Here is a 25,808-nt window from a genome sequence, read left to right as displayed (position 1 = left end):
GTACAGCCACTTCGCTTCTTTTCTCGCAGGCTAGGACGGGGGGAGGGGGGTGGGCATGCTCCATGTGGGCGTTGTCAGGTGGGCGTGTTGTCCGTGGTGGACATGGCGACGCGGACAGGCCTGGCGCCGCCGGGGACGGAGACGACACAGCGGCGGTGTGGATGGCCCGCGATCCAGAGCTGGGTGACCCCTGCGCCCAGCTGCGTGTGCGGCGGGGGCAGCAGAGTGCGGTCGCCGACGTGGATCAACTGCGCCTTGCCGCGGCTGCGGATCTCGCAGTCGACGAGGCGCCAGGGATGCCCGGCCAGGGTCCCGGCCATGCGGCGGTTGGCGACGATCAGGAAGACATGAAACGGGAGCAGGGTCACCTCGAACAGCAGGGCCAAGGCGAACAGGCCGACCTTGTCGCTGTCCCCGCCGGCGACCACGGCGATCTGCATGGTCAGGACGGCCGGCCAGACGAGGACGAGAACGATGAGGAGGCGGACGAGGCGGCGGCGCACTGTGCGGGCCGTGGGCGGATGGGAGAGGGCGCTGCGGGACGGGTGCGGGAGGGGCACGTCCGTCCGGGCAGCGTGCTCGGGCAGCAGTGAATGCCGCAGGTACTGGTGGCGCAGTCGGCGCGGGGCCCGCTCCTTGGCCCGGGACGCGGCGATGACCACCTCGTCGCCGGGGAGGCCGCAGTACCAGAGCCGGGCGATCTGCGCCCGGCGTTCGGCGGGGGCGTCCGGCTTCATACGACGGACCCACCACAGGGGCGCGCGGCTGATCAGCGGCACCTGCCGTTCGGGCGCAGCGGGGTCGGGGACCTCGAACCAGGCGGCGCTCACGTCCCGGGCCTTCGGGTGGTCCGACACGCCGCGCGGTGGGTCCTCTGCGATCTGCCAGGGATGGGCCCGCAGGAGCCGCCGCACCCGCCAGGCGTTCGGCAGCTCGGCCAGAAGCTGTAGAGGTACCCCGAAGGCGCTGTAGGCGAAGAACGCGATGGTCAGCAGGACCACCTGCTCGCGCACCGCAACGGTGGTGCCCGCGTACCAGACCCACCAAGCAGCGCAGAGGCCGACCACCAGCAGGCTCCTGACCGTCTGCCGCCACCAGGCCCTGCGCGTCGCCGTGTCGTTCCAGGCCACGCTCGCGGTCTGCGTGAAGTCCTGGACGCTGGAGGGAAGTTGCTCGGTCACCGGGGCGTCTCCGTCCGCTGCTGCGCGTCCTGAGGGGAGGTCATGACCATATCCGGAGCACGTCGGTCCGTTCTGTCGGCCGTGTAAGCGGTGAACTCCCCAGGGCAGGGCGTTAGATTGGCTCGCTGATGGTGGACGGAGCGGCTGGTCAGGGGGCAAGGGCGATGGACAGCGACGGGACGCAGGAGGCGCGGGGTACGCATGCGAACCCGGTGCCGCGTCCGGCGGGGCCGCCGGAGGTGCCCGCGGTGCCGCCGGACGGGTTCACCGTGCCGCCCCGGCCGACCCGGGCGCCCGGGGTGCCCCCGATGCCGGACGGGTCCTCGTTTCTGACGTGGCTGCGCACACCCCGGCCCGAGGCGCCGCCCGGCGTGTGGCGGTTCGGGCATCGGCCGCGGCCGGCGGAGGAGCCGGAGCGGATCCCGACGCGGCAGCTGGTCGGCGGTGCGGTGATCGCGTTCCTGTGCGGTTGGCTGCTGTGCTCGCTGCTCTACAACGGCTATCTCGGAGGCTTCTGGCTTTGGCCATGGTTCGTGCTGGCGCCGGATTCCTGGGCCCTCGGCAAGGCCGGGGCCGTGGGAGGTGTGGCCTCGTACATCTATGAGGGCCTGGTGTTCGTCGCGATCTTCGCGCTCTTCGGAAGGATCGGGCATTGGCCCGAGCTGTGGCGCCGGTACGGTCCCGCCGCCTGGCGCCGCAGCGAGCCGAGTGCCGCGCCGCCGCCCGCTCCTGAAGCCGACCCCGCTGAATGGCCCGCCCTGCGCGCCGCCGGAGCCGTCGACGCCGCCGAGCGGCTTGCCGCCGATGCGCGGGCCGGTCTCATGCGGGATGTCGACCACGCCCGGATCGCCCGCGCCTGGCAGGGCGTGCGCAGTGGCCGGCACAGTCTGGCCACCTTCAGTGGGGCCGTGCTCCAGGACGGCGCCGCCGCCTGCCTGCACCCCTCCGGCGCACGCGACCTGCCTACCCGGCTGGCCCGGCATGATCTGCTCACCGGACAGGTGCGGCTGGGAACCAGCGCCGACGACCCGCGCAATCCGTACGCGTACCGCGGCACCGGCCTCGCCCTCGGCCCCGAGCTGCTCGGTACCTCTCTGCTCGCCGTCGGCCCCGCCGGATCCGGCAAGACCGGGGCCGTCGTGCGGCCGCTCGCCGAGTCGTTGTGTCTGCATGCTCTCGCCGGGCGGGCCGCCGTCGTCGTGGTCGGGGCGGCGGGGGCCGGGCTCGGGCCGGCCGACGCGTATGACGTCGTCGTGCGGATCGGGAACCAGGAGTCCGAGTACGACCTGGATCTGTACGGGGGCACCGGCGACCCGGACGAGGCCGCGGCGGTGCTCGCCGAGGCGCTCGTCGGGGATCTCGCCGATCCGCATCCGGGCAGTGACAGCCGGCGTTCCACGACCGTCCTCGCGCAGTTGCTGGGACCGTTCCGGGCCGTGCACGGGCGTTTTCCGTCCGTGCCGGAGCTGCGGCAACTGCTGGACGGGGCGCCGGGGCCGCTGGCCGCGCTGCGGCAGGGGCTTCAGGACGCCGGGCAGGAGTCGCTGCTGCGGGAGCTGGCTGCCCGGGAGCGGCAGATGGGGCAGCCGGGTGATGTCGGCGGAGTGCTCGCGGATCGGGTCGCCTTGCTGGACCGGCCCGCCTTCGCCTCGTTCTTCGACACCTCCGGGGCCACCCGGCCCTTCACGCTCAAGGCCCTCGACCATCCCGTACGCGTACGGATCGACCTGCCCGAGCGCGGGCACGCCGACGCCTCCCGGATGCTGGCGCGGCTGGTGCTCGCGCAGTTCACGGCGAGTGTCGCCGTACGGGAGGACCGGTCGCTGTTCGCCTGTCTGCTGCTCGACGACGCGACCGGCGTGGTGACGCCCGAGGCGGTGCGCGGCATCCAGCGGCTGCGGTCCGGCAACGCCGGGGTCGTGCTGACCCTGCGCACGCTGGACGACGTGGCCCGGCCGCTGCGCGGGCCGCTGCTGGGCGCAACCGGCTGCCGGATGGCGCTGTCGGGGCTCACCCCGTGGGACGGGCAGGACTTCGCGGAGGTGTGGGGCAAGGAGTGGACCGAGGCCCGGGACGTCACCGACCGGCAGATCATCGCGGAGACGCCCGCGGGCAAGGCCGCGCACATGCTGCGCCGGGTGATCACCGGCAAGGCCCCGACCGCAAGGGCGGTGACCGTGCGGCAGGTCGAACGGGAGCGCTGGTCCGCCTCCGAGCTGGCCCACGGGGTCCCGGCCGGGCACGCGGTGCTGTCGCTGACCGACGTCCAGGGCGAGCACGCGCCACCGCTGCTGGTGGATCTCCGGGGCTGATACGTCCTCCGGCCGGTACGGGTACGCGGAGACCGTACGGTGAGGCAGAATCGTCACAGGTCGTTCATACGTGGCGGCCAAAAGACCACAAAGATCACACAGCCCTGACGCAGACCTGAAGGCCTCATGCCCCCGACGCTCGCCTCGCTCGTCCACCACTCCGCGCTGAAACTCACCGTGCGGGCGGGCGAAGACCGCCTCGACGTGCCGGTCCGCTGGGCACACGTCAGCGAGCTCGCCGACCCCGTCCCCTACATGGAGGGCGGGGAACTGCTGCTGGTCACCGCGCTCAAACTGGACGCCGAGGACCCGGAGGCCATGCGCCGCTACGTACGGCGGCTGGTCGGGGCCGGGGTGGTCGGGCTCGGCTTCGCCGTCGGTGTGAACTACGAGGAGATCCCCAAGGCGCTCGTCGACGCGGCCGAGGAGGAGGGCCTGCCGCTGCTGGAGGTGCCGCGCCGCACGCCCTTCCTCGCCATCAGCAAGGCCGTGTCCGCCGCGATAGCCGCCGACCAGTACCGCGCCGTGACGGCAGGGTTCGCCGCCCAGCGCGAGCTGACCAGGCAGGCCCAGACGGGCGGGCCGGAGGGTCTGCTGGCCGCGCTGGCCGCACAGGTCGACGGCTGGGCCGCGCTGTACGACGCCTCCGGTGCCGTCGTCGCCACGGCACCGGAGTGGGCCGGGCGGCGGGCCGCGCGGCTCACCGGTGACGTGCAGCGGCTGCGGGACCGGCCCGCGCCCGCCTCGTCGGTGGTCGGCGGCCCGGAGAACGAGGACCGGGTCGAACTGCACACCATCGGCACGGGCCGGCGCCCCCGGGCGGCCCTCGCCGTGGGGACGGCCGCAACCCTCGGCACGGCCGAGCGCTACGCCGTCCACTCGGCCATCGCGCTGCTGACCCTGACCACGGAACGCTCCCGGTCCCTCCAGGCGGCCGAGCAGCGGGTCGGCGCGGCGGTGCTGCGCATGCTGCTGGCCGGGGAGCCGGACCACGCGCGTGCGGTCGCCGGGGACCTGTACGGCGGGCTGCTGGACGCGCCGTTCCGGATGCTGGTCGCCGAGCGGGTGCCGGTGTCGGCGTCGGCCGCGCTGGCCCGTGCCGAGGCCCGCCCGGGTGCCCCGGCCGTCGAACGGCCCTCCGCCGCCGCGCTCGCCGTGGCCGACACGGGCGGCGATCCCCTCGCGGCGCTCGCCGACGTCGTGGAGTCCGCGGCGGCCCGGGCCGGCGAGGCCGTCCTCGTCGTGCCGGAGGGGGAGCGGCTGGTGGTGCTGGCCGCGGACGGCGGTGCCGCCGCGGCGGCCTGCGGGGAGTACGCGGCAGCACTGGAGTCGGCCCGGGCCGGCGTACGCGAGAAGGTGCCGGCCGGTGAGGACCACGAGCTGGTCGTGGGCCTGTCCGCGCCGGCCGGGCCGATCGCCGCCTCCGCCGCGTACAAGCAGGCCGAACAGGCGCTGTCGGTGGCGCGGCGGCGCGGGCGTGTGCTCGTGGAGCACGAGCAGGTGGCGGCCGGATCCGTGCTGCCGCTGCTGGCGGACGACGCGGTACGGGCCTTCGCCGACGGCATGCTGCGCCCGCTGTACGAGCACGACGCCACGGGCCGCGGTGACCTGGTCGCCTCCCTGCGCGCCTGGCTGTCCAAGCACGGCCAGTGGGACGCGGCGGCGGCCGACCTCGGCGTCCACCGCCACACCCTGCGCTACCGCATGCGGCGGGTCGAGGAGATCCTCGGCCGCTCGCTGGACGACCCGGACGCCCGCATGGAGCTTTGGCTGGCCCTCAAGGCGACGTCCACGGACTAGCCAAACCGTAGTGTCCTCGGCCGCCACTGCTACGCCTCGGACAAACGCCCTTCGGCCACCCCGCGCCTACCGTTGACCCCGTACCACCGGATCACCCCCAACGCCGAAGGGCCGGAACGAACATGACCTCCACCCACGCCTTCTGGCTCGCCGGCCGCCAGGCCACCGGCGAGGACACCTTCGACGTCACCTCCCCGTGGGACGGACGGCTCGTCGGCAAGGTGAGCGTGCCGACGGACGCGCAGGTCGAGGAGGCCGTGGCCGCCGCGTACGCCGTGCGCGACGAGTTCGCCGCCACCCCGGCCCATGTGCGCGCCGCCGCCCTCGACCACGTCAGCAAGCGCCTCGTCGAGCGCACCGAGGAGATCGCGCGGCTGATCTCCGCCGAGAACGGCAAGCCCATGAAGTGGGCGCGCGGCGAGGTCGGCCGTGCCGTCTCGGTGTTCCGCTTCGCGGCCGAGGAGGCCCGGCGGTTCAACGGCGGCGAGGCCCAGCGGCTCGACACCGACCTCGGCGGCCAGGGCCGGCTCGCCCTCACCCGCCGCTTCCCCAAGGGCGTCGTGCTCGGCATCGCGCCCTTCAACTTCCCGCTCAACCTCTGCGCCCACAAGGTCGCCCCGGCCATCGCCGCCGGCGCCCCGATCATCCTCAAGCCGGCCCCGGCGACCCCGCTGTCCGGGCTGGTCATCGGCGAGCTGCTCGCCGAGACCGAGCTCCCGGCGGGTTCCTGGAGCATCCTGCCCGTCGCCAACGACAAGATGCCGGCCCTGGTGCAGGACGAGCGGCTGCCCGTCATCTCCTTCACCGGTTCCGAGAAGGTCGGCTACGCGATCATGGACTCGGTGCCGCGCAAGCACTGCACCCTGGAGCTGGGCGGCAACGGCGCGGCCGTCGTCCTCGCCGACTGGGCGAGCGACGAGGACCTGGACCGGGCGGCGAACCGCATCGCCACCTTCTCCAACTACCAGGGCGGCCAGTCCTGCATCTCCGTCCAGCGGGTCATCGCCGACGCCTCCGTCTACGACCGGCTGGTGCCGCGCATCGTGGCCGCCGTCGAGGCCCAGGTCACCGGCGACCCGGGCGATGACGCGACCGACGTCGGGCCGCTGGTCAGCGAGGACGCCGCCAAGCGCGTCGAGACGTGGGTCCGCGAGGCGGTCGACGCCGGTGCCGCGCTGCTCACCGGCGGCAAGCGGGACGGCGCCTCGTACGCGCCGACCGTGCTGGCCGACGTACCCGCCGGCGTCACGCTCTCCTGCGAGGAGGTCTTCGGGCCGGTCCTCACGGTGCAGAAGGTGAACGGCGAGGCCGAGGCCTTCGCCGCCGTCAACGACTCCAAGTACGGCCTCCAGGCGGGCGTCTTCACCCACGACCTGCAGACCGCCTTCCGTGCCCACCGCGCCCTGGAGGTCGGCGGCGTCGTCGTCGGCGACGTCCCGTCCTACCGCGCCGACCAGATGCCCTACGGCGGCGTCAAGCAGTCCGGCGTGGGCCGCGAGGGCGTGCGGTTCGCGATGGAGGACTACACGTACGAGCGCGTGATGGTCCTCACCGGCCTCACCCTCTAGCTCATGGGAACCATTTTCATATAGGCTCTGCGAAGAGGCCCGGCACCGATGCCTTCCGGTGCCGGGCCCCTCCCTTACGCCGGCCTGCTCCGGACCCTCAACCGGAGAAGCCGACGTGCGCGAGCCGCAGCGGGCCGCGCAGTCTCAGGTGCACGTCGTGCACGCCCGCGGCGGCGACGGACGCGCCGAGCGAGACGTAGTCGTACGGGCCTGACGTCGGCGCGGCGGTCGGCAGCACCGCGAGCGCCGGACCGCCGTCGAGGGACAGCTCGACCGTGCCCTCACCGGCCACCTCCACCGTCACCCCGGCGATGCCGCGCCCGAAGTCGCAGCGGCGGTAGACCACTTCGCCCGCCGCCCCGTCCGCCGGCGTCACCGCGTCGCCCGACACCTTCGTGCGGTCGACGATCTCGATGCCGCTCTGCTCGTCGAAGCCGGCCGCGGCCAGCCCGCCCGCGACGACCGCGCGCGGCAGGGCGGGCTCGCCGTCGAGCGTGACGGTCGTCCGCAGCCGGACGTCCTCGCTGGAGGCCCCGGCCAGCAGCTCGTACGCGCCCGGCTCCAGACGCCACCGGTCCTGGGCCACGTCCCAGAACGCGAAGGCGGACAGCGGCACCTGGAAACCCAGCTCCGTCGTCGCTCCGGGGGCGAGGGTGACGCGGCGGTGGTCCAGCAGCTCGCGCCGGGGGCGCGGCACGGACGGGTCCACGGCCCGGGTGTAGAGCTGCGCGACCTCGTCGGCGGTGACGTCACCGGTGTTGGTGACCGTGAAGGAGACGTGCACCGACCCGTCCGCCACCCGGGCCGTCAGGCCGCCGTAGGAGAACGTCGTGTACGACAGGCCGTGTCCGAAGGGGAACAACGGAGTGCCCTCGAAGTACAGGTACGTCTGCCGGCTCCCGATCACGTCGTAGTCGAGGAGGCCGGGCAGGTCGGCGTCGTCGGCGTACCAGGTCTGGGGGAGGCGCCCGGCGGGGGAGACGTCGCCGGCCAGCACACGGGCCAGGGCGGTGCCGGCCGCCTGACCGCCGTGGGCCGTCCACAGCACGGCCGGCAGGTCCGCCGGGTCGACGGCGTACGGGTAGGCGGAGACCAGCGCCAGCACGGTCGCCGGGTTCGCCGCGCGGGCGGCCCGCAGCAGCCGCTCCTGGTGCCCGGGCAGCCGCAGGGTCGTACGGTCCTCGGTCTCGCGGCCGTTGATGTGCGGGTCGTTGCCCGCCACGACCACGACCACGTCGGCCCGCGCGGCGGCCCGCGCCACCGCCTCCTCGCCGCGCTCCGCGACGACCAGCTCGAACACCTCGGGATCTTCGTCGGCAACCTTCACGCCGTCGGCGGAGACACACACGTGGCGACCCGTTCCCAGGTGCTTCAGGAGGTGCCCGTTCCCGTGCGGTTCCAGGCGGAACGTCTCCTGGACGAACCAGCCGCCCGGCTGGTCGGCGGAGGCGCGGACGCAGCCGTCGTCGGCGACCGAGAGGTAGCGGCCGTCGGGCGCGCGCAGGGTCAGCACGCCCTCGCCCCAGTCGACCAGCGCCAGCTCGGTGCCGGTTGCGTCGGTGGTGAGCGCGGGCAGGTCGGTGCGGCCCGCGAGCAGCGCCGGGTCGAGTGCGCCCTCGGCGCCGCGCACCTCGTCGGCGGCGTCCTCGACCACCGGTACGTGCACGAAGGTGCCCGCGGAGGTCTTCAGCCGGACCCGGTCCACGCCCTCCGCGAACTCCACCCGCTCCGGGCCGAACCGCTCGTACAAGCCCTCCAGCGGGGTCGAGCGGTGGATGAGCGTGCCGCTGTACCAGTCGAGCTTGCACTCGTCGGCGAGCAGACCGACCACCGCGACCCGGGCCTCCGGAGCGAGCGGCAGCACCCCGTCGTTCTTGAGCAGCACGATCGCCTGCTCGGCGGCCTCCTGCGCCAGGGCGCGGTGTGCCGGGGTGTCGAACTCGCCGGTGGCGTCGTGCGGGTCGTCCTCCGGGTCGAACTCGCCGAGCCGGAAGCGGACCGAGAGCTGCCGGCGGACGGCCGTGTCGATGTCGGCCTCGGTCAGCAGGCGGCGCTCCAGGGCGCCGCGCAGGCGCCCGATCATCTGCGAGGAGTCCGTGCCGTGGTCCGTGAAGCTGTCGACGCCCGCCACGAGGGAGGCCGCGGTCGCCTCCTCGTGCGTGTCGAAGTAGTGCTCGGAGTCGACCAGGTTGCTCGGCGCACCCGCGTCCGAACAGACCAGCAGGTCCTCGTCGGCCCAGGCGCGCAGATGCGTGCTCAGGTAGGGGGAGACGTGGTTGGGGCGGCCGTTGACCAGGTTGTACGCCGGCATCACCCCGGCCACCGCGCCCGCCTCGACGGTCTCGCGGAAGGCCTTCAGGTCGTACTCGTGCAGCACGCGCGGGCGTACGGAGCTCGACGTCGTGGACCGGTCCGTCTCGTTGTTGTGGGCGAGCCAGTGCTTCAGCACGGGCGCGGTGCGCCAGTAGGTGGGGTGGTCGCCGCGCAGGCCGTGCGTGTAGGCGGTGGCGATGGCCGAGGTGAGCTTCGGGTCCTCCGAGTAACCCTCCTCGTTGCGGCCCCACAGGGGGTGGCGCAGCAGGTTGACCGTCGGGGCCCAGACATTGAGGCCGACGCGCTCGTCCTTGGCGCGCATCGCGCGGATCTCCTTGGACACCGCGTCGCCGACGCGCCGCACCAGCTCCGGGTTCCAGGTGGCGCCGAGGCCGACCGCCTGCGGGAAGACCGTCGCCGGGCCCATCCACGCCACGCCGTGCAGGGCCTCCTGGCCGGTGCGGAAGGCGGCGATGCCGAGCCGGTCGACGGCGGGCGCGAACTGGTGCAGGAAGGAGATCCTCTCATCGAGGGTGAGCCGCGACAGGAGGTCGTCGATGCGGTCCGCGAACGGCAACTGCGGATCGCGGAACGGTTCGGTGGGCGGCGTGTGTGCGGTCACGTGGGGATCCCTTGCGCTGGATCGGCGAGGCGCTTTCGAAGCGCTTCGATGCTCATTCGACGACGGGCCGGTGTCAAGAGGCCGACGCCATCACTTCAAGCGGTGCATGAGGAAAGGTCCCTTCTCATGCCCATGAGGAAGTTTGGGGACGACCCTTGTGCGCCCTGGGGCGTTCACTTAACCTCACAGCAACATCGAAGCGCTTCGACTGCGGGAACCCCGGTGTATGGGTCGAAGGCTCGCTTCAGCTCAGCCAGATCCACTCGAGACACCGCAGCCGACGGCCTTCCGCCGGGTGTCCTGGTGCGCCATGAAGGGTTGACGCAATGACGCCGAACGCCGCCTCCGCCTCCTCCGGACCGAGCCGGAGAAGTTTCCTCGCCTCCACGGCGGTCGCCACCGCAGCAGTGGCGGGCGGGATGCCGCTGCTCTCCGCGTGCGGCGGGTCGGACAGTGGGTCGCGGGACGGGACCACGTCGGGCAAGGACGCCAAGAAGATCCTGCCGACGTACGTGGCCAGCAACGTGGTGAAGCCGGACATCCCGTCCAAGAACGGCTCCGCGATGGGCTTCACCAGCAAGCTCGACATCGCCACCCTCAAGACGTCGGTGCCGAAGAAGCTCGGCAAGGGCGGCAAGGTGACCGTCATGGCGCCGTTCTGGGGCTCGCCGCCGAAGCAGAACAACCCCTACTACACGGCGATGAACGACCTGATCGGCGTCGACGTCCAGTGGCGCAACCAGGACGGCAACACCTACGACCAGAAGGTCGGCGCGGTCCTCGCCTCCAGCGACATCCCGGACGTGGTCGTCGTCCCCAGCTGGAACATGATGGGCAAGATACCCAGCGCCATCATGAGCAAGTTCGCCGACCTGGGCCCGTACCTGTCCGGGGACAAGGTCAAGGAGTACCCCAACCTCGCGGCGATCCCCAGCGACGCCTGGCGGCGCTCCATATTCGGCGGCAAGCTGATGGGTCTGCCGATGCCCGCCGGGTACGTCCCGAACATCGTGCCTCTCTACCGCCGGGACATCTTCGACAAGGAGGGCTACGAGATCCCGCGGTCCGCCGACGAGTTCATGGCCCTGTGCAAGGAGATCACCAACCCCAGGGCGAAGCGGTGGGCCTGCGGTGACATGAAGTGGACCGCGTTCAGCAACTTCGGTGTGCTCGGGGGCGGTGAGAAGCCGCTCTGGTGGAACCTGGTCGACGGCAAGCTGATCAACCGCATCGAGACCCCGGAGTACCTGGAAGCCATCGAGTGGACGCGCAAGCTGTTCGCCGCCGGAGTCGTCCATCCCAACTTCAAGCTGGGCAAGAGCCAGATCGGGGACCCGGCCCCGAAGTTCGCCGCGGGCGAGTTCCTGATCTGGAACAACGACATGTCCAACTGGTACGTGCAGCAGGCCTCCTTGATGGCCCAGAACCCCGACGTCAAGGTCTGGGGCATGGACATCTGGGGCCACGACGGCGGTGACCCCACGCTGTACGCCACGATGCCGGCCAACATCTTCGCCTTCGTCAACAAGAAGGCAGCCGAGTCCGTCATCCGCGACGTCCTGGCGGTCGCCAACGTCACCGCGGCGCCGTACGGCACCAAGGAGTGGATGATGACCAACTACGGTGTCGAGGGCACCCACTACACGCTCAAGGACGGCGCCCCCGTCAAGAACGACAAGGGCAACAACGAGGTCAACAACGCCTACGTCTTCGTGGCGAGCCCCGCCGCGACCATCGCACACCCCGACCTCCCGGAGTACACCAAGGCCCAGGTCGAATGGCAGCAGCGGATGGGCGCCTTCACCAAGAAGTCGTCGTTCTGGGGCATGCAGATCACCGAGCCCTCCCGCTACACCAACCTCGCCAACGACTTCGAGCAGCTCGAGGACGACATCATCCGCGGCCACAAGAAGATCAGCGACATGCAGCAGGCCATCTCCGACTGGAAGAGCAAGGGCGGCGACAAGCTGCGCGACTGGTACAAGAAGCTTCTCGACGAGAACGGCTCGGCGGCGAGCTGACCAGGCTCTGAGGCAAGGAGAACAGCCGTGTCCCACAGCACGGTGCCTCGGAGCAGTACCGAGGCCGACATGTCCGAGAAGACCCCGGTGGCGTCCGGTGACGCCACCGGTTCCCGGCAGGAGCCACCCACGGGCAAACTGAGCCTGAGGCACAGGTTCCGACGCGACCGCGTCCTGGTCCTCATGACGCTGCCGGCCGTCCTGCTGGTCCTGGTCTTCAACTACCTGCCCATCCTCGGCAACGTCGTCGCCTTCCAGGACTACGACCCCTACATCAGCGACAACGGCGTCGTCTCCATCCTGAACAGCCCCTTCGTGGGCCTGGAGAACTTCCAGCGGATGTTCGAGGACTCGGCCTTCTGGAACGCCGTCGAGAACACGCTCGTGCTGTTCTTCGTCCAGCTCGTGCTGTTCTTCCCCATCCCGATCCTGCTCGCGCTGCTCATCAACAGCGTGGTCCGGCCCCGGGTGCGGGCCGTAGCGCAGGCGGTTCTCTACCTGCCGCACTTCTTCTCGTGGGTGCTGGTCATCGCCGTCTTCCAGCAGATGTTCGGCGGCGCGGGGATGCTCTCCCAACTGCTCAGGCAGAACGGGTACGACGGCATCGACATCATGACCAACCCGGACACCTTTCCCTTCCTGCTCACCGCGCAGAGCGTGTGGAAGGACGCCGGGTGGGGGATCATCGTCTTCCTCGCCGCCCTGGCGTCGGTTCCACACGACCACTACGAGGCAGCCGCGATGGACGGCGCCGGACGCTGGCGCCGCATGTGGCACGTCACGCTTCCCGCCCTGCGCCCGGTGATCGCCCTCCTCCTCGTGCTGCGCGTCGGCGACGCCCTGACCGTCGGCTTCGAACAGATCCTGCTGCAACGGGACGGCGTCGGACCGGGCGCGGGGGAGGTCCTCGACACCTTCGTGTGGTGGAACGGCGTGCGCAACCAGGACTTCGGCTACGCGGCCGCCGCCGGTCTCGTCAAGGGCGTGGTCAGCATCGGCCTGGTCCTCGCCGCGAACAAGGTGGCCCATCTCATGGGCGAGCAGGGGGTGTACAAGAAATGACGTCCGTGATGTGGGAGCCGCGCCAGGACACCGGACCGGCCCCGCAGCAGAAGGCCCCCCGCTGGTGGCAGGCCCCGCCCCGCCCCTCCTGGGAGGAGAAGCCCTCCAAAGCCGGTCTCGCGGGCAAGGGCATCGCCCTGTCGTTCGCCTGCCTGGCGATCCTCTTCCCGCTGTGGATCGTGGTCGTCACGAGCCTCTCCTCGCGGAAGACCATCAACGAGGCGGGCGGCCTCGTGCTGGTGCCCAAGGACATCACCTTCATCGCCTACGAGGAACTGCTCAGTGGTGGCCAGGTCACCCGCGCGGCGGTCATCAGTGTCCTCGTCACCCTGGTCGGCACGCTGTTCTCGATGGCGGTGTCCGTCCTGTGCGCCTACGGCCTGTCCCGCAGCGGGTCCCTCGGCCACCGCTGGATCCTGATGACGCTGCTGGCGACCATGTTCTTCAGCGCCGGCCTCATCCCCACCTACCTGCTGGTTCAGTCCCTCGGCCTGACGGACAGCTATCTCGCGCTGATCCTGCCGAGCGCCATCAGTGTCTTCAACATCCTCGTCCTGCGCGGGTTCTTCATGGGCATCTCGCAGGAACTCATCGACAGCGCGCGCATCGACGGTGCCGGGGACTTCCGGATCCTCTGGCAGATCGTCATGCCGCTGTCGCGGGCCGTCCTCGCGGTGATCACGCTGTTCTACGCCGTCGGGTACTGGAGCGCCTGGTTCAACGCGTCGATCTACCTGAACGACCAGGACATGATGCCGCTGCAGAACGTCATGATCCAGCTCGTGCAGAAGCAGGAAGCCCCGGTCGGCCTGAGCCAGGCCATCAGGACCGGCCAGCTGTCGGGGCTGGCTGTGCAGATGGCGGTTATGGTGATGGCCCTCCTCCCGGTCGCCGTCCTGTCGCCCTTCGTCCAGAAGCACTTCAAGAAGGGCATGCTGACGGGCGCCGTCAAGGGCTGACAACGCCCTCTCGCCGTAGGGCTGTCGACCATCGTCGTCCTGCGGCTGCGTCGTGGTTGATCGCGCAGTTCCCCGCGCCCCTTTCGGGGCGCTTCTCCTCCCCCCTCCCTTCGAACCACGAGGTATGTGTCATGCATGCGTCCAGCCCGAGCAGACGTGCCGTTCTCGCCGGTACCGCGGCCGCCGCCGCGCTCACCACCGTCCCCTTCCTGCCCGGGCGCGCGCACGCCGCCGAAGCGGCCGTCTCGGCCGGCCAGGCGTACCGCTGGCGCAACGTCGTCCAGGGCGGCACCGGCTTCATCAGCGGGGTGCTGTTCCACCCCTCCGTCCGCGGCCTCGCCTACGCCCGTACCGACATCGGCGGTGCCTACCGCTGGGACGACCGGACCGACCGGTGGATCCCGCTGACCGACCACCTCGGCTGGGACGACTGGAACCTGCTCGGTGTGGAGGCGATGGCCGTCGACCCGGCCCACCCGAACCGGCTGTACCTCGCCCTCGGGACGTACACGCAGTCGTGGGCCGGCAACGGGGCCGTGCTGCGGTCGGAGGACCGCGGCGCGACCTGGAAGCGCACCGACCTCACCGTGAAGCTCGGGGCCAACGAGGACGGGCGTGGCTGCGGGGAGCGGCTGCTCGTCGACCCGCGGGACAGCGACACCCTGTGGCTGGGCACCCGGCACGACGGGCTGCTCAAGTCGACCGACCGGGGCGCCACCTGGAAGGCCGTGGGCTTCCCGGCCACCCCCGGCGCCACCGGCCAGGGCGTCACCCTCCTCGTCGCCGCGGGCCGTACCGTCTACGCCGGCTGGGGCGACTCCGACGGCACCTCCGCGAACCTCTACCGAACCGCCGACGGCACGACCTGGAAGGCCGTCCCGGGACAGCCCGCCGGCACCGCCGCCAAGGTCCCGGTCCGGGCCGCGTACGACCGGTACACCTGTGAGCTGTACGTGACGTACGCCAACGCCCCCGGCCCCAACGGCCAGTCCGACGGCAGTGTGCACAAGCTGCGTACCACCACCGGGAAGTGGACCGAGGTCACGCCCGTGAAGCCCGGCGGGGCGACGGACGACGGCGGGACCGACTCCTTCGGCTACGGCGGTGTCGCCGTCGACGCCCGCCGCCCCGGCACGGTCGTCGTCTCCACCAACAACCGCTGGTCGCTGGTCGACACCCTGTACCGGACCACCGACGGCGGCCGCACCTGGACGTCCTTGAAGGACAAGGCCGTCCTGGACGTCTCCGAGACCCCGTACCTCAAGTGGGGTGCCGACAAGCCCAAGTTCGGCTGGTGGATCCAGGCCGTCGGCCTCGACCCGTTCGACTCGCGGCACATCGTCTACGGCACCGGCGCGACCCTCTACGGCACCCGGGACCTCAGGAACTGGGCCCCGCAGATCCGCGGTCTGGAGGAGGCGTCCATCCGCCACCTGATCTCCCCTCCGGCCGGCGAGGCGCACCTGATCAGCGGGTCCGGGGACATCGGCGTGATGTACCACGAGCGGCTCACGGCATCCCCCTCGCGCGGCATGGCGTCGAACCCGGTGTTCGGCACGGCGACGGGACTCGCACTGGCCACGGCCAAACCGTCCTACGTCGTGCGGGCCGGGTGGGGCGACCACGGCAACGGCGCCTGGTCCGACGACGGCGGCAAGACCTGGGCCCCCTTCACGGCCCAGCCGGACGTGGCCGAGTCCGCACCGGGGCCGATCGCCACCAACGCCGACGGCAGCGTGCTGCTGTGGTCCTTCGGCGCGAGCAACCCGGGATACCGCTCGGCGGACAACGGCGGCACCTGGTCCGAGGTGGCCTCCTTCCCGAAGGGAGCCGTCCCGGTGGCGGACCCCGTGGACCCGGCCGTGTTCTACGCCTTCGACACCACCACCGGCACCCTGTTCGCCAGCACCGACAGCGGCCGGACCTTCACCGCGCGGGCCACCGGGCTGAACTCCGGCGACACCGAGTTCCAGCTGGCCGCGGCGCCGGGCCGCTCCGGGGACCTGTGGCTGAGCCTGAAGGGGAACGGGCTGTACCGCTCCTCCGACGGCGGCGCGAGCTTCACCAAGGCCGGCAGCTGCCGGGCGTCGTACACGCTCGGCTTCGGCAAGGCCGCCGAGGGCGCCTCCTACCCGGCGCTCTACATGGTCGGCTCCACCGAGAGCATCACCGCCGTGTACCGCTCCGACGACGAGGCCAAGAGCTGGACCAGGGTCAACGACGACCAGCACCAGTGGGGCTGGATCGGCGCGACCATCGCCGGGGATCCGCGCGTCTACGGCCGGGTCTACATCGCCACCAACGGGCGCGGCGTGCAGTACGGGGAGCCCGCCTGATGCCCGGCCTGAGCGACGCGACCCGAGGCCGTCTCCTGTTCGGCGGCGACTACAACCCGGAGCAGTGGCCGCAGGAGACCTGGCACGAGGACGTCCGGCTGATGAAGGACGCCGGCGTCAACTCCGTCACCCTCGGGGTGTTCTCCTGGTCGAAGCTCGAACCGGAGCCGGGCGCACGGGAGTTCGGCTGGCTGGACATGCTGATGGACCTGATGCACGAGAACGGCATCGGGGTCGTCCTCGCCACCCCCACCGCCTCGCCCCCGCCCTGGATGGGCCGCCTGCACCCCGACACCCTGCCCGTCACCGAGGACGGCCGCACCGAGTGGTGGGGCGGCCGTCAGCACTTCTCGCACTCCAGCGCCACCTACCGGCGCTACGCCGCCGCCATCACCGAGGACCTGGCCGCCCGCTACGGCGGCCACCCGGCCCTGACGATGTGGCACATCAACAACGAGTACTGCACCTTCGACTACGGCGACGAGGCCGCGGCCGCCTTCCGCCGCTGGCTGCGCGAGAAGTACGGCACCCTCGACGCCCTCAACGAGGCCTGGGGCACCGCCTTCTGGAGCCAGGGCTACGACTGCTGGGACGGCGTCCTGCCGCCCCGCCTGCCCCACTACATGCGCAACCCCGGCCAGGTCCTGGACTTCCGGCGCTTCACCTCGGACATGCTCCTGGAGTGCTACACCGCCGAGCGGGACATCGTCCGCCGGCACACCCCGCACCTGCCGGTGACCAGCAACTTCATGCCGCTGTGGTTCGGGCAGGACGCGTGGCGCTGGGCGGCGGAGGAGGACGTCGTCTCCGTCGACCTCTACCCGGACCCGCGTGATCCGCTCGGCGCCCAGAGCAGCGCGCTCGTCCAGGACATGACCCGCTCCCAGGCCCGCGGGCCCTGGATGCTCATGGAGCAGGCGGCCGGACCGGTCAACTGGCGCGGCGTGAACCACCCCAAGCCGCGCGGCCTCAACCGGCTGTGGTCCCTCCAGGCCGTGGCCCGGGGCGCCGACGCCGTCTGCTACTTCCAGTGGCGGCAGTCCCGGCAGGGCGCGGAGAAGTTCCACTCCGGCATGGTCAGCCACGCCGGGGAGCAGGGCCGTACGTACCAGGAGGTCAAGCAGCTCGGCGCGGACCTGGCGAGGATCGCCCCTCAGGTGGCCGGCCGGCACCTCACCGCGAACGTCGCCGTCCTGCACGACTGGAACGCCTGGTGGGCCGGCGCCCAGGACGGCCGCCCGTCCAGCCAGGTCGACTACCCGGACGTCCTGCGGGCCTGGCACCGGGCCCTCTGGCAGGCGCACCTCACCACCGACTTCGCCCACCCCGAGCACGATCTGACGCCGTACTCGATGGTCGTCGTGCCGCAGCTGTACGCGCTCACCGACGCGGCGATCGACAACCTCCTCGCCTACGTCCGCGGTGGCGGCACCCTCGTCTGCGGGTTCCTGACGGGCGTCGCCGACGAGGACGACCGGGTGCGCCCCGGGGGCATGGACGCCCGGCTGCGGGAGCTGTTCGGCATCCGCACGCTGCACGAGTGGTGGCCGCTGGACGCGGGGGAGACCGTCGCGGTCGAGGGCTTCCGGGGCACGCTGTGGTCCGAGGAGATAGAGCCCGCCGGCCCCGACCACACGACCTGCTACAAGGGCGGCGAACTGGACGGCATGCCCGCCGTACTGCGCAAGGGCCGGGCCTGGTACGTCTCCACCCTCCCGGAGCCCGAGGCCCTGCGCGAGCTGCTGGCCCGGATCGCCGGCGACGCGGGCGTCCGGCCGGTGCTCGACGGCCTCCCCGAGCAGGTCGAGGCCGTCCTGCGGGGCGAGGTGCTGTTCGTGCTCAACCACGGCCGCGAGCCGGTGACCGTCGAGGTCCCCGGCACCCACCAGGACCTGCTGACGGGGACGGCCGTCACCGACCGGGTCACCCTCGGCCGCTACGGCGCGGCGGTGCTCCGGCCATGACCGACCCCGCACCCGTCCACGGCACGTGGGAGCCGCACCCGGCCGTCCGCTGGGAGGACGGCTTCCTGAGCGGCAACGGCCACCACGGCGCCCTAGTGTTCGGCGACCCGAACGACGAGCGGATCATCGTCACCCACCACACCCTGGTACGGCCCAACGGCAGGAACCCCAGGCCCCCACAGCTCGCCGCCGGCCTCCCGGCCCTCCAGGACCGCCTCCTGGCGGGCGACACGACCGCCGCCGAGAGCTTCACGGACGGCCGCCCACTCCAGTGGGTGCAGCCCTTCCACCCCGCCTTCCAGGTCCGGCTGCGCCGGCCGCCGGGCGACTGCCCCGACTACCGGCGCGACGTCGACTTCACCACGGGTGTGGTGCGGACGGCCGGCACCGGCTGGACCAGTCGCGTCTTCGTCTCCCGCGCCGACGACGTGATCGTCCAGCAGGCAAGCGGTCCGGGCCTCACCCTCGGCATCGACCTGGACCACCGGCTGCCCGGGGCGCCCACCGGACTGGGCGTCGGCCACGGGGCCGTCCTCACTCCCGAGGGCGCCCTGCTGAGCCTGCGCGCCCGCTACCCGGACAGCGACCGGGCCTGCACCGGCGTCACCCTGCTCGCCGTCACGGGGGGCACGACGACCCTCGTGCCCCCCGGCGTGCACATCGAGGGAGCCCGGTCGGTGCTGCTCCTCACCAGGGTGCGCCGGCACACCGGCGAACTGGACGTGGTCGAGGAGGGGCGTGCCCTGCGCGACCTGCTCACCGGGTACGACGAGCTCCTCGACCGCCATGCCGCCCTGCACCGCACCGCCTACGAGCGCGTCACCCTCGACCTCGCCGCCGACCCCGCCGAAAGGGCGCTGGCCGGCTCCGAGTTGCTGAAGCGGCCCCGCAGTGCCGCCCTGCTGGAGCGCCTGTTCGCGGCCGGCCGCTACCACCTGCTGTCCGCGAGCGGCCTCTTCCCGCCCCGCCTGACCGGACTGTGGACCGGCGACTGGAACACGGCCTGGTCGGGCGCGTTCACCAACGACGCCAACCTCAACCTCCAGACCGCCTCGGCCGCTGCCGCGGCCCTGCCCGAGGTCACGCAGGCCCACGCCACGCTGATCCACCGCCAGTTGCCCGACTGGCGCGACAACGCCCGCGCGGTCTTCGGCACCCGGGGCGCCGTCGCACCCGCCCACACCGACGGCGAGTCCGGCCACTCGTACCACTTCAGCCGCGAGTACCCGCTGCACCTGTGGACCGCCGGCGCCGACTGGCTGCTCAAACCGCTCGTCGACCATGACGAGACCACGGGCACGCGCGACCCCCGCACCGCCGCCGCACTCGCCCAGGTCGCCCTCTTCTACGAGGACTTCCTCACCCGCACGGACGAGGCCGGCCGGCTCGTCGTCGTCCCCTCCTACTCGCCCGAGAACCGGCCCGCAGGCGCGAGCTGGGGCACCCTCAACGCGGCGATGGACCTCTCCGCGGCCCGTCACGCCCTGCTGACGGCCGCCGCCTACCACCCGGGCCCCGACGCCGACCGCTGGCGCGCCCTCGCCGACCGGCTCCCCCCGCACCGGATCAACGCCGACGGAGCCCTGGCCGAATGGGCCTGGCCGGGCCTGGCGGACTCCTACGACCACCGCCACCTCAGCCACCTCTACGGCGTCTGGCCGCTCGACGAGATCACCCCCTACGACACCCCCGAACTCGCGGCCGCCGCGCACCGCGCCCTCGAACTGCGCGGCGCCGAGAACGACTCCGCCCACGGGCACCTGCACCACGCGCTCATCGCGGCCCGGCTCGGGGACGCCGACCGCGTCGCCCACGCCCTCGGCCAGGTCCTGGACGGCGACTTCTTCCACGACTCCCTGATGAGCGCCCACTACCCCAAGCGGGACGTCTACAACGCCGACGCCGCGCACACCCTGCCCGCCGTGCTGATCGAGATGCTCGTGCAGTCGGCCCCGGACCGGCTGGTGCTGCTCCCCGCGCTGCCGACGTCCTGCCCCAGCGGCGCGCTGCGCGGGGTGCGCACGCGGTTCGGCGCCGAGCTGGATCTCACCTGGAGCCCGGACGGCGGGGCCACCGCCGTCCTCCGGCCGAGCCGTACCGTCCGCGTCGAACTCAGGACTTCCTCCGGTGCCGAGCCCCTCCACCTCGTCGCCGGAGAAGACCGCGTCCTCACGGTGAGGGCGCGGTGATCCCTCCGCAACTCCCCCCACCCATGGAAGGGACACCATGGCAACAAGCACACTGAGCAGGATCACCAAGGTCCTGCTGGCCCCGGCCCTCGCGCTCGGTGCCACCGTCGGTCTCGCCTCCGCCCCCGCCTCCGCCGCCGTCTGGAACTCCTGCGACCAGTGGGGCCAGACCAACCTGAACGGCTACACGCTCTACAACAACATCTGGGGCTCCGGTGCCGGCAGCCAGTGCATCTGGGCCAACTCCGGCACCAACTGGGGCGTGTGGGCCAACCACCCCAACACCGGCGGCATCAAGTCCTACCCGAACCAGACCAAGGCGATCAACAAGTCGATCACCTCGCTGGGCTCGCTGTCCAGCAGCTACAACGTCAGCGTCCCGTCGTCCGGCGCGTACAACACGTCGTACGACATCTGGGACACGGACCACGACTACGAGATCATGCTGTGGGTCAACAAGACCGGGCCCGTCGGCCCGATCGGCAGCTCGCAGGGCAGCGTCAGCCTCGGCGGCCACTCCTGGAACGTCTTCAAGGGCACCAACGGCGCCAACGAGGTGTTCTCCTTCATCCGCACCTCCAACTCCAGTTCCGGCACCGTGAACATCCTGCCGATCCTGAAGTGGATCAAGGACACCAAGAAGTGGATGGGCAACGAGACCATCGGTGACGTGCAGTTCGGCTACGAGATCACCTCGTCGTCCGGCGGTCTGAACTTCACGACCAACAACCTGACGGTCAGCAGCAGCTGAGTCCGGGGCGCCGGGGCCGGCCGTGCCGTCAGGCGCGGTCGACCTCGGCCCGCAGCGCGTCGTACTCGGCGAACGCCGACTCGACGTCGGCGCGGCTCAGGCCGTAGCGGGACAGGTCGTAGGTGTGCTTGCGGGCGCCCTTGGGGCGGGCTACGGCGGCCGGGAGCCGGGCGGCGTCGGCCTCGGTCCAGGGGGCGCCGACGGCCGCGTAGAGCTTCGGGGCGCCGGTGGCGGGGTCGGACCCGAGCCAGGAGTAGGGGGCGTCCACCAGCTGCTCCGCCGGGATGGCGGCCCGGGCCGCGAGACCGCGTGTCATGGCCCGGCTCAGCAGGCCCAGCCAGGTCGCCCCGATGCCGGGCAGGTCGAGCGGGCGGGTGCTGACGGCCATGCCGTGCTCGATCAGCGAGCAGAACGACGCCACGACGGTGACCGGATCGCGGTGGCACCACACGATCGTGGCGTCGGGGAACACCGTGCGCAGCGCGTCCAGGTTCTCCAGGTGCATGGGGGACTTCAGCACCCAGCGGCGGCGCGGACGGCCGTACTGGAGCACCTGGTAGACCTGCTTGAGGTACCGGTAGTCGGCCACGAAGTCCCGCTCGCGGTGCCACGTCTCGTACTCGGGGATGCGGGCCTGGGAGAACGGCATCAGGGCGTGCGGCAGCGCGAAGGTGCACTCCTCGGGGCCCTCGGCGGCCATCGCGTGGATGTCGCGGAAACGCGGTGCGAAGAGGTTCGTGCCCTGCACCAGCCGGCGCCCGGCCGTGATGGCCTCGCGCCGCTGCCGGGGCGGCAACTCCAGGTCGGGCCCGAGCAGTTCCCACAGCAGGGGACACCGGTGCTCGTCCGAGATCGACAGCACCGAGTGCGTGACCGTGGTGGCGGTGCGCGGCAGCCCCACGACGAACACCGGCTTCTCGATCGGCTCCCGCTCGATCTCCGGATGCTCGGCGATCAGCCGCAGGACACGGGCCCGGTTGGTGAGATGCCGGCGCACGTGCACCTGCGCCGACTGCCAGCCGACCGGGGTCAGCCGATCGGCCTTCGCCCACCACCTCAGCAGCGACCGGAAGCCGTCGACGAACTCCCGGTCCACCGGCGCCTCACCGGCCTCCACCACGATGCGGTCGAAGATCCGGTCCGGGTCACGACGGGAGCCGAAGCCCGGCCGCAGCAACAGATTCGCCAGCGTGAGGGCGAGCGGAGACGTGGACACGCAGGGAAACCTATCCTCTCGAACCCGCTTGCGCTGGACGGAAGTTGGCCGAACAAGGGGAAGGGGTGGCCGGAAGACCTCCATCGATCCGGCCGCCCCTTCCGACGCGGCTACTCCGCTACGGGCAGCCGCGCCCCGTCCCGCAGAAACAGCGGGATGCGGTCCAGCGGGGCGTCGACGGTCACGGACCGACCGCCCTCGTACGTCTCACCCGTCCACGCGTCCGTCCAGCTCGCACCCGCAGGGAGGTAGGCCGTGCGGGCGGTGGCGCCGGCGGTGAGCACCGGGGCGACCAGCAGGTCGGGGCCGAAGAGGTAGGAGTCGTCGACCGACCAGGTGGCCTGGTCGTCCGGGAACTCCAGGAACAGCGGCCGCATCACCGGCAGGCCCTCCTCGTGGGCCTCGCGCATGACACGCAGGACGTACGGCTTCAGGCGCTCGCGCAGCCGCAGGTACTTCTCCAGGACGGCCCCGGCCTCCTCGCCGTACGACCACACCTCGTTCGGGCCGCCGGTCATCTCCGGGCCCAGCGGCATGCCCGGGTCGCGGAAGCCGTGCAGACGCATCAGCGGGGACAGCGCGCCGAACTGGAACCAGCGGACCATCACCTCCCGGTACGCCGGGTCGTCCGGGTCGCCGCCGTGGAAGCCGCCGATGTCGGTGTTCCACCACGGGATGCCCGACAGCGCGGTGTTGAGGCCGGCCGCGATCTGGCGGCGCAGGGTCGGGAAGTCGGTGCCGATGTCCCCGGACCACAGGGCGGCGCCGTAGCGCTGGCTGCCCGCCCACGCCGAGCGGTTGAGGCTGACGACCTCCTCCTCGCCGGTGGCGACGAGGCCCTCGTAGAACGTGCGGGCGTTCTCGGCCGGGTACATGTTGCCGACCTCCAGGCCGGGGCCCGCCCAGTAGCGCAGGTTCTCCTGGAAGCCCGGCTTCAGCTCCGGCTCGCAGGCGTCCAGCCAGAATGCCGTGATGCCGTACGGGTCGAGGTAGTTCTCCTTCACCTTCGACCACACGAACTCCCGTGCGTCCGGGTTGGTGGCGTCGTAGAAGGCCACCTGGACCGTGGACGCCACCTCCTTGTCGGGCCAGTCGGCGTGCGCCATCGGGCCGTACTGGGTGCCGATGAACCAGCCGCGCTGCTCCAGGACCGGGTGGTTCTCGCTGAGCGGCGACACCGAGGGCCAGACGCTCACCACCAGCTTGATGCCGAGCTCGTCCAGCTCCCGCACCATCGCCGCCGGGTCCGGCCACTCCTTGAGGTCGAACTTCCAGTCGCCCAGGTGCGTCCAGTGGAAGAAGTCGCAGACGATCGCCGAGATGGGCAGGCCGCGCCGCTTGTACTCGCGGGCCACCGCCATGAGTTCGTCCTGCGTGCGGTAGCGCAGCTTGCACTGCCAGAAGCCCGCCGCCCACTCCGGCAGCATCGGCGTCCGGCCGGTCACCGCGCTGTAGCGGCGCTGGGCGGTGGCCGGGTCGCCCGCCGTGATCCAGTAGTCGATCTGCCGGGCCGAGTCGGCGACCCACCGCGTGCCGTTGTGCGCCAGCTCCACGCGCCCGATCGCCGGGTTGTTCCACAGCAGGGTGTAGCCGCGGCTGGAGGTCAGCACCGGGATGCCGACCTCGGCGTTGCGCTGGACCAGGTCGAGGACCAGTCCCTTCTGGTCCAGGCGCCCGTGCTGGTGCTGCCCGAGGCCGTACAGCTTCTCGTCGTCGTACGCGGCGAAGCGCTGCTCCAGGCGGTGGTGGCCGTTGCCGACGGCCGTGTAGAGGCGGGACCCGGGCCACCAGAAGTGGGCGCGGTCCTCGGCGAGCAGCTCGGCGGAGTCGTCCGTCCGCAGGAAGCGGACCAGGCCCTCGGCGGTCACCTCGACGGTGAGCGCGCCGACGGTCAGCTGCCCGCGCCCGTCCTCGATCTTCACCGTGGACGGCGTGGCGGGGGCCTCGTCGAGGAGTGCGCCCGGGAGCCCTTCGAGCACCGGGCCGCCGAGCCGGGCCCGCACCCGGACCGCGTCCGGGCCCCACGGCTCGATCCGTACGGTCTCCTGACGGCCGCTCCACTCCAGCGCGCCGCCCCGCTCACGGAACGTGCCGACGGTGGGGGAGGACTGCGCCAGACTCACCTGGGGCTGGGTTTCAGCAGGCTGATTCACGTGGCGGGCTCCTGTGCTCCTGAGGGAGTGCAGACAGAGGTGTGCGGACATGGGGGTGCCCGGGGAGGAGGGCGGTGGTCGGGGAGCGGGAGAAGGGGTGTGCCTACGGCCGGGCGGGCGCCGGTCCCGTGCTGCCCCGGACCGTCAGCTCCGGCGCGATCAGCACGACCTCGTCGCTGCCGCGCCCCTCGAACTTGGCGACCAGGTGTTCCACGGCGTGCCGGCCCATCTCCTGCGCGGGGAGGGCGACCGACGTGAGCCGCACCGATGCCTGCGTCGCGACCTGGTCGGGGCAGATCGCGACCACCGACACGTCCTCCGGCACGGCCCGGCCCTGCTGCCGCAGCAGCGCGAGCAGCGGCTCGACCGCCGACTCGTTCTGCACGATGATCCCCGTGGTCCCCGGGCGTTCGTCGAGGATCCGGGCGAGCGTCACGGCCATCGCGTCGTACCCGCCGTCGCACGGCCGGTGCAGCAGCCGCACGCCCAGCTCCCGGGAGCGGGACCGGAGCCCGTCGAGGGTGCGCTCGGCGAAGCCCGTGTGCCGCTCGTAGACGGCCGGGGCCTCGCCGATGACAGCGATGTCCTGGTGCCCCTGCTTCGCCAGGTGCTCCACGCACAGCGCGCCCGTCGCCCGGAAGTCGAGGTCGACGCAGGTCAGGCCGGTGGTGTCGGCGGGCAGCCCGATCAGCACGGACGGCTGGTCCGTCGCACGCAGCAGGGGCAGCCGCTCGTCGTCGAGTTCGACGTCCATCAGGATCATCCCGTCGGCGAGCCCGCTCCCGGCGACGCGGCGCACCGCGTCCGGGCCCTCCTCGCCGGTGAGCAGCAGCACGTCGTATCCGTGCGTCCGCGCGGCGGTGGCCACCGCGATGGCGATCTCCATCATCACGGGCACGTACATGTCCGTGCGCAGCGGGACCATCAGCGCGATGATGTTCGACCTGCTGCTGGCCAGGGCACGGGCCCCGGCGTTCGGGTGGTACCCGAGCTCGCGGATGCTCCGCTCGACCCGCTGCCGGGTGTTCGCGGAGATGGACCGCTTGCCGCTGAGGACATAGCTCACCGTGCTCGCCGAGACTCCGGCGTGCTGGGCGACCTCGGCGAGGGTGACCATCCAGCTCTCCAAGCTTTGTGAAGCGCTTCGACAATGCGCATTGCTGATGTGCGTGGGTGAGGGTGGTTCGACAGTAGCTCCAGCGGGAGTACGTGTCCATAGGTTGTCGAAGCGCTTCGATACGGAATTCCGGTGCGGCGCACCCAGGGCGGGCCGTTCCCGGGAAGGCACCTCGATGCAACACCGTCGGCAGGCCCCCGACAAGTCCGGGGGCGCCCCGCTCCCTTCGGCTGAACGGACGCGC

General features: G+C 71.8%; 15 protein-coding genes. 10 read left to right on the top strand and 5 right to left on the bottom strand.

Features of this window, described 5'->3' with window-relative positions:
• Positions 1 to 74 precede the first annotated feature (74 nt).
• Complete coding sequence (locus tag SCNRRL3882_RS10965) at positions 75 to 1,181, bottom strand: hypothetical protein (RefSeq protein WP_010044384.1); 1,107 nt, start codon at positions 1,179 to 1,181, stop codon at positions 75 to 77.
• Positions 1,182 to 1,345: 164 nt separating this feature from the next.
• Here SCNRRL3882_RS10965 and SCNRRL3882_RS10960 point away from each other — a divergent pair, with 164 nt between their 5' ends.
• The 3 genes from SCNRRL3882_RS10960 (at position 1,346) to SCNRRL3882_RS10950 (ending at position 6,861) form a co-directional block, all read left to right on the top strand.
• Positions 1,346 to 3,493, top strand: coding sequence for a hypothetical protein (locus SCNRRL3882_RS10960; protein WP_010044382.1), 2,148 nt, complete (start codon positions 1,346 to 1,348; stop codon positions 3,491 to 3,493).
• Between the two features lie 126 nt (positions 3,494 to 3,619).
• Entirely contained in the window at positions 3,620 to 5,293 is a 1,674-nt protein-coding gene (locus SCNRRL3882_RS10955; protein ID WP_010044381.1) for a PucR family transcriptional regulator, read from the top strand.
• Between the two features lie 122 nt (positions 5,294 to 5,415).
• Complete coding sequence (locus SCNRRL3882_RS10950; RefSeq protein ID WP_010044380.1) at positions 5,416 to 6,861, top strand: aldehyde dehydrogenase family protein; 1,446 nt, start codon at positions 5,416 to 5,418, stop codon at positions 6,859 to 6,861.
• A 97-nt stretch (positions 6,862 to 6,958) separates the two neighbouring features.
• Here the strand turns inward: SCNRRL3882_RS10950 and SCNRRL3882_RS10945 are convergent, their stop codons facing one another.
• A complete protein-coding gene (locus SCNRRL3882_RS10945) occupies positions 6,959 to 9,796 on the bottom strand; it encodes a glycoside hydrolase family 3 C-terminal domain-containing protein (protein WP_010044379.1) in 2,838 nt (945 codons plus the stop codon).
• A 326-nt stretch (positions 9,797 to 10,122) separates the two neighbouring features.
• Between SCNRRL3882_RS10945 and SCNRRL3882_RS10940 the strand changes: the two genes are divergently transcribed.
• From SCNRRL3882_RS10940 to SCNRRL3882_RS10910, 7 genes are all read left to right on the top strand, one after another.
• The gene (locus tag SCNRRL3882_RS10940; protein WP_010044378.1) at positions 10,123 to 11,817 is read left to right on the top strand and encodes an extracellular solute-binding protein; all 1,695 of its coding nucleotides are present in this window, start codon (positions 10,123 to 10,125) and stop codon (positions 11,815 to 11,817) included.
• A 27-nt stretch (positions 11,818 to 11,844) separates the two neighbouring features.
• The gene (locus tag SCNRRL3882_RS10935; RefSeq protein ID WP_010044377.1) at positions 11,845 to 12,879 is read left to right on the top strand and encodes an ABC transporter permease; all 1,035 of its coding nucleotides are present in this window, start codon (positions 11,845 to 11,847) and stop codon (positions 12,877 to 12,879) included.
• Positions 12,876 to 13,838, top strand: coding sequence for a carbohydrate ABC transporter permease (locus SCNRRL3882_RS10930; RefSeq protein ID WP_010044376.1), 963 nt, complete (start codon positions 12,876 to 12,878; stop codon positions 13,836 to 13,838). The genes SCNRRL3882_RS10935 and SCNRRL3882_RS10930 overlap by 4 nt, the downstream gene beginning before the upstream one ends.
• A 131-nt stretch (positions 13,839 to 13,969) precedes the next feature.
• On the top strand, positions 13,970 to 16,174 hold the full coding sequence (locus tag SCNRRL3882_RS10925) for a sialidase family protein (RefSeq protein WP_010044375.1): 2,205 nt from the start codon (positions 13,970 to 13,972) through the stop codon (positions 16,172 to 16,174).
• The gene (locus SCNRRL3882_RS10920; RefSeq protein ID WP_010044374.1) at positions 16,174 to 18,138 is read left to right on the top strand and encodes a beta-galactosidase; all 1,965 of its coding nucleotides are present in this window, start codon (positions 16,174 to 16,176) and stop codon (positions 18,136 to 18,138) included. The genes SCNRRL3882_RS10925 and SCNRRL3882_RS10920 overlap by 1 nt, the downstream gene beginning before the upstream one ends.
• On the top strand, positions 18,135 to 20,327 hold the full coding sequence (locus tag SCNRRL3882_RS10915; protein ID WP_010044373.1) for a glycosyl hydrolase family 95 catalytic domain-containing protein: 2,193 nt from the start codon (positions 18,135 to 18,137) through the stop codon (positions 20,325 to 20,327). The genes SCNRRL3882_RS10920 and SCNRRL3882_RS10915 overlap by 4 nt, the downstream gene beginning before the upstream one ends.
• Before the next feature lie 37 nt (positions 20,328 to 20,364).
• A complete protein-coding gene (locus tag SCNRRL3882_RS10910; RefSeq protein ID WP_010044371.1) occupies positions 20,365 to 21,078 on the top strand; it encodes a glycoside hydrolase family 12 protein in 714 nt (237 codons plus the stop codon).
• A gap of 28 nt (positions 21,079 to 21,106) precedes the next feature.
• Here SCNRRL3882_RS10910 and SCNRRL3882_RS10905 read toward each other — a convergent pair whose 3' ends face one another.
• The 3 genes from SCNRRL3882_RS10905 to SCNRRL3882_RS10895 form a co-directional block, all read right to left on the bottom strand.
• Positions 21,107 to 22,294, bottom strand: a complete 1,188-nt coding sequence (locus SCNRRL3882_RS10905; RefSeq protein WP_010044368.1) for a sulfotransferase family protein — start codon at positions 22,292 to 22,294, stop codon at positions 21,107 to 21,109.
• Positions 22,295 to 22,404: 110 nt separating this feature from the next.
• A complete protein-coding gene (locus SCNRRL3882_RS10900) occupies positions 22,405 to 24,447 on the bottom strand; it encodes a TIM-barrel domain-containing protein (RefSeq protein WP_029181493.1) in 2,043 nt (680 codons plus the stop codon).
• 103 nt (positions 24,448 to 24,550) lie between these two features.
• Positions 24,551 to 25,564 (bottom strand): LacI family DNA-binding transcriptional regulator, encoded by a 1,014-nt coding sequence (locus tag SCNRRL3882_RS10895; protein WP_010044362.1) that lies wholly within the window; start codon positions 25,562 to 25,564, stop codon positions 24,551 to 24,553.
• Positions 25,565 to 25,808: the final 244 nt, after the last annotated feature.

The sequence above is a fragment of the Streptomyces chartreusis NRRL 3882 genome, assembly GCF_900236475.1.
GTDB classification, from domain to species: Bacteria; Actinomycetota; Actinomycetes; order Streptomycetales; family Streptomycetaceae; genus Streptomyces; species Streptomyces chartreusis_D.
Note: the sequence above shows the minus strand (reverse complement) of the source record. Positions and strands in the feature narration are given on the sequence as shown.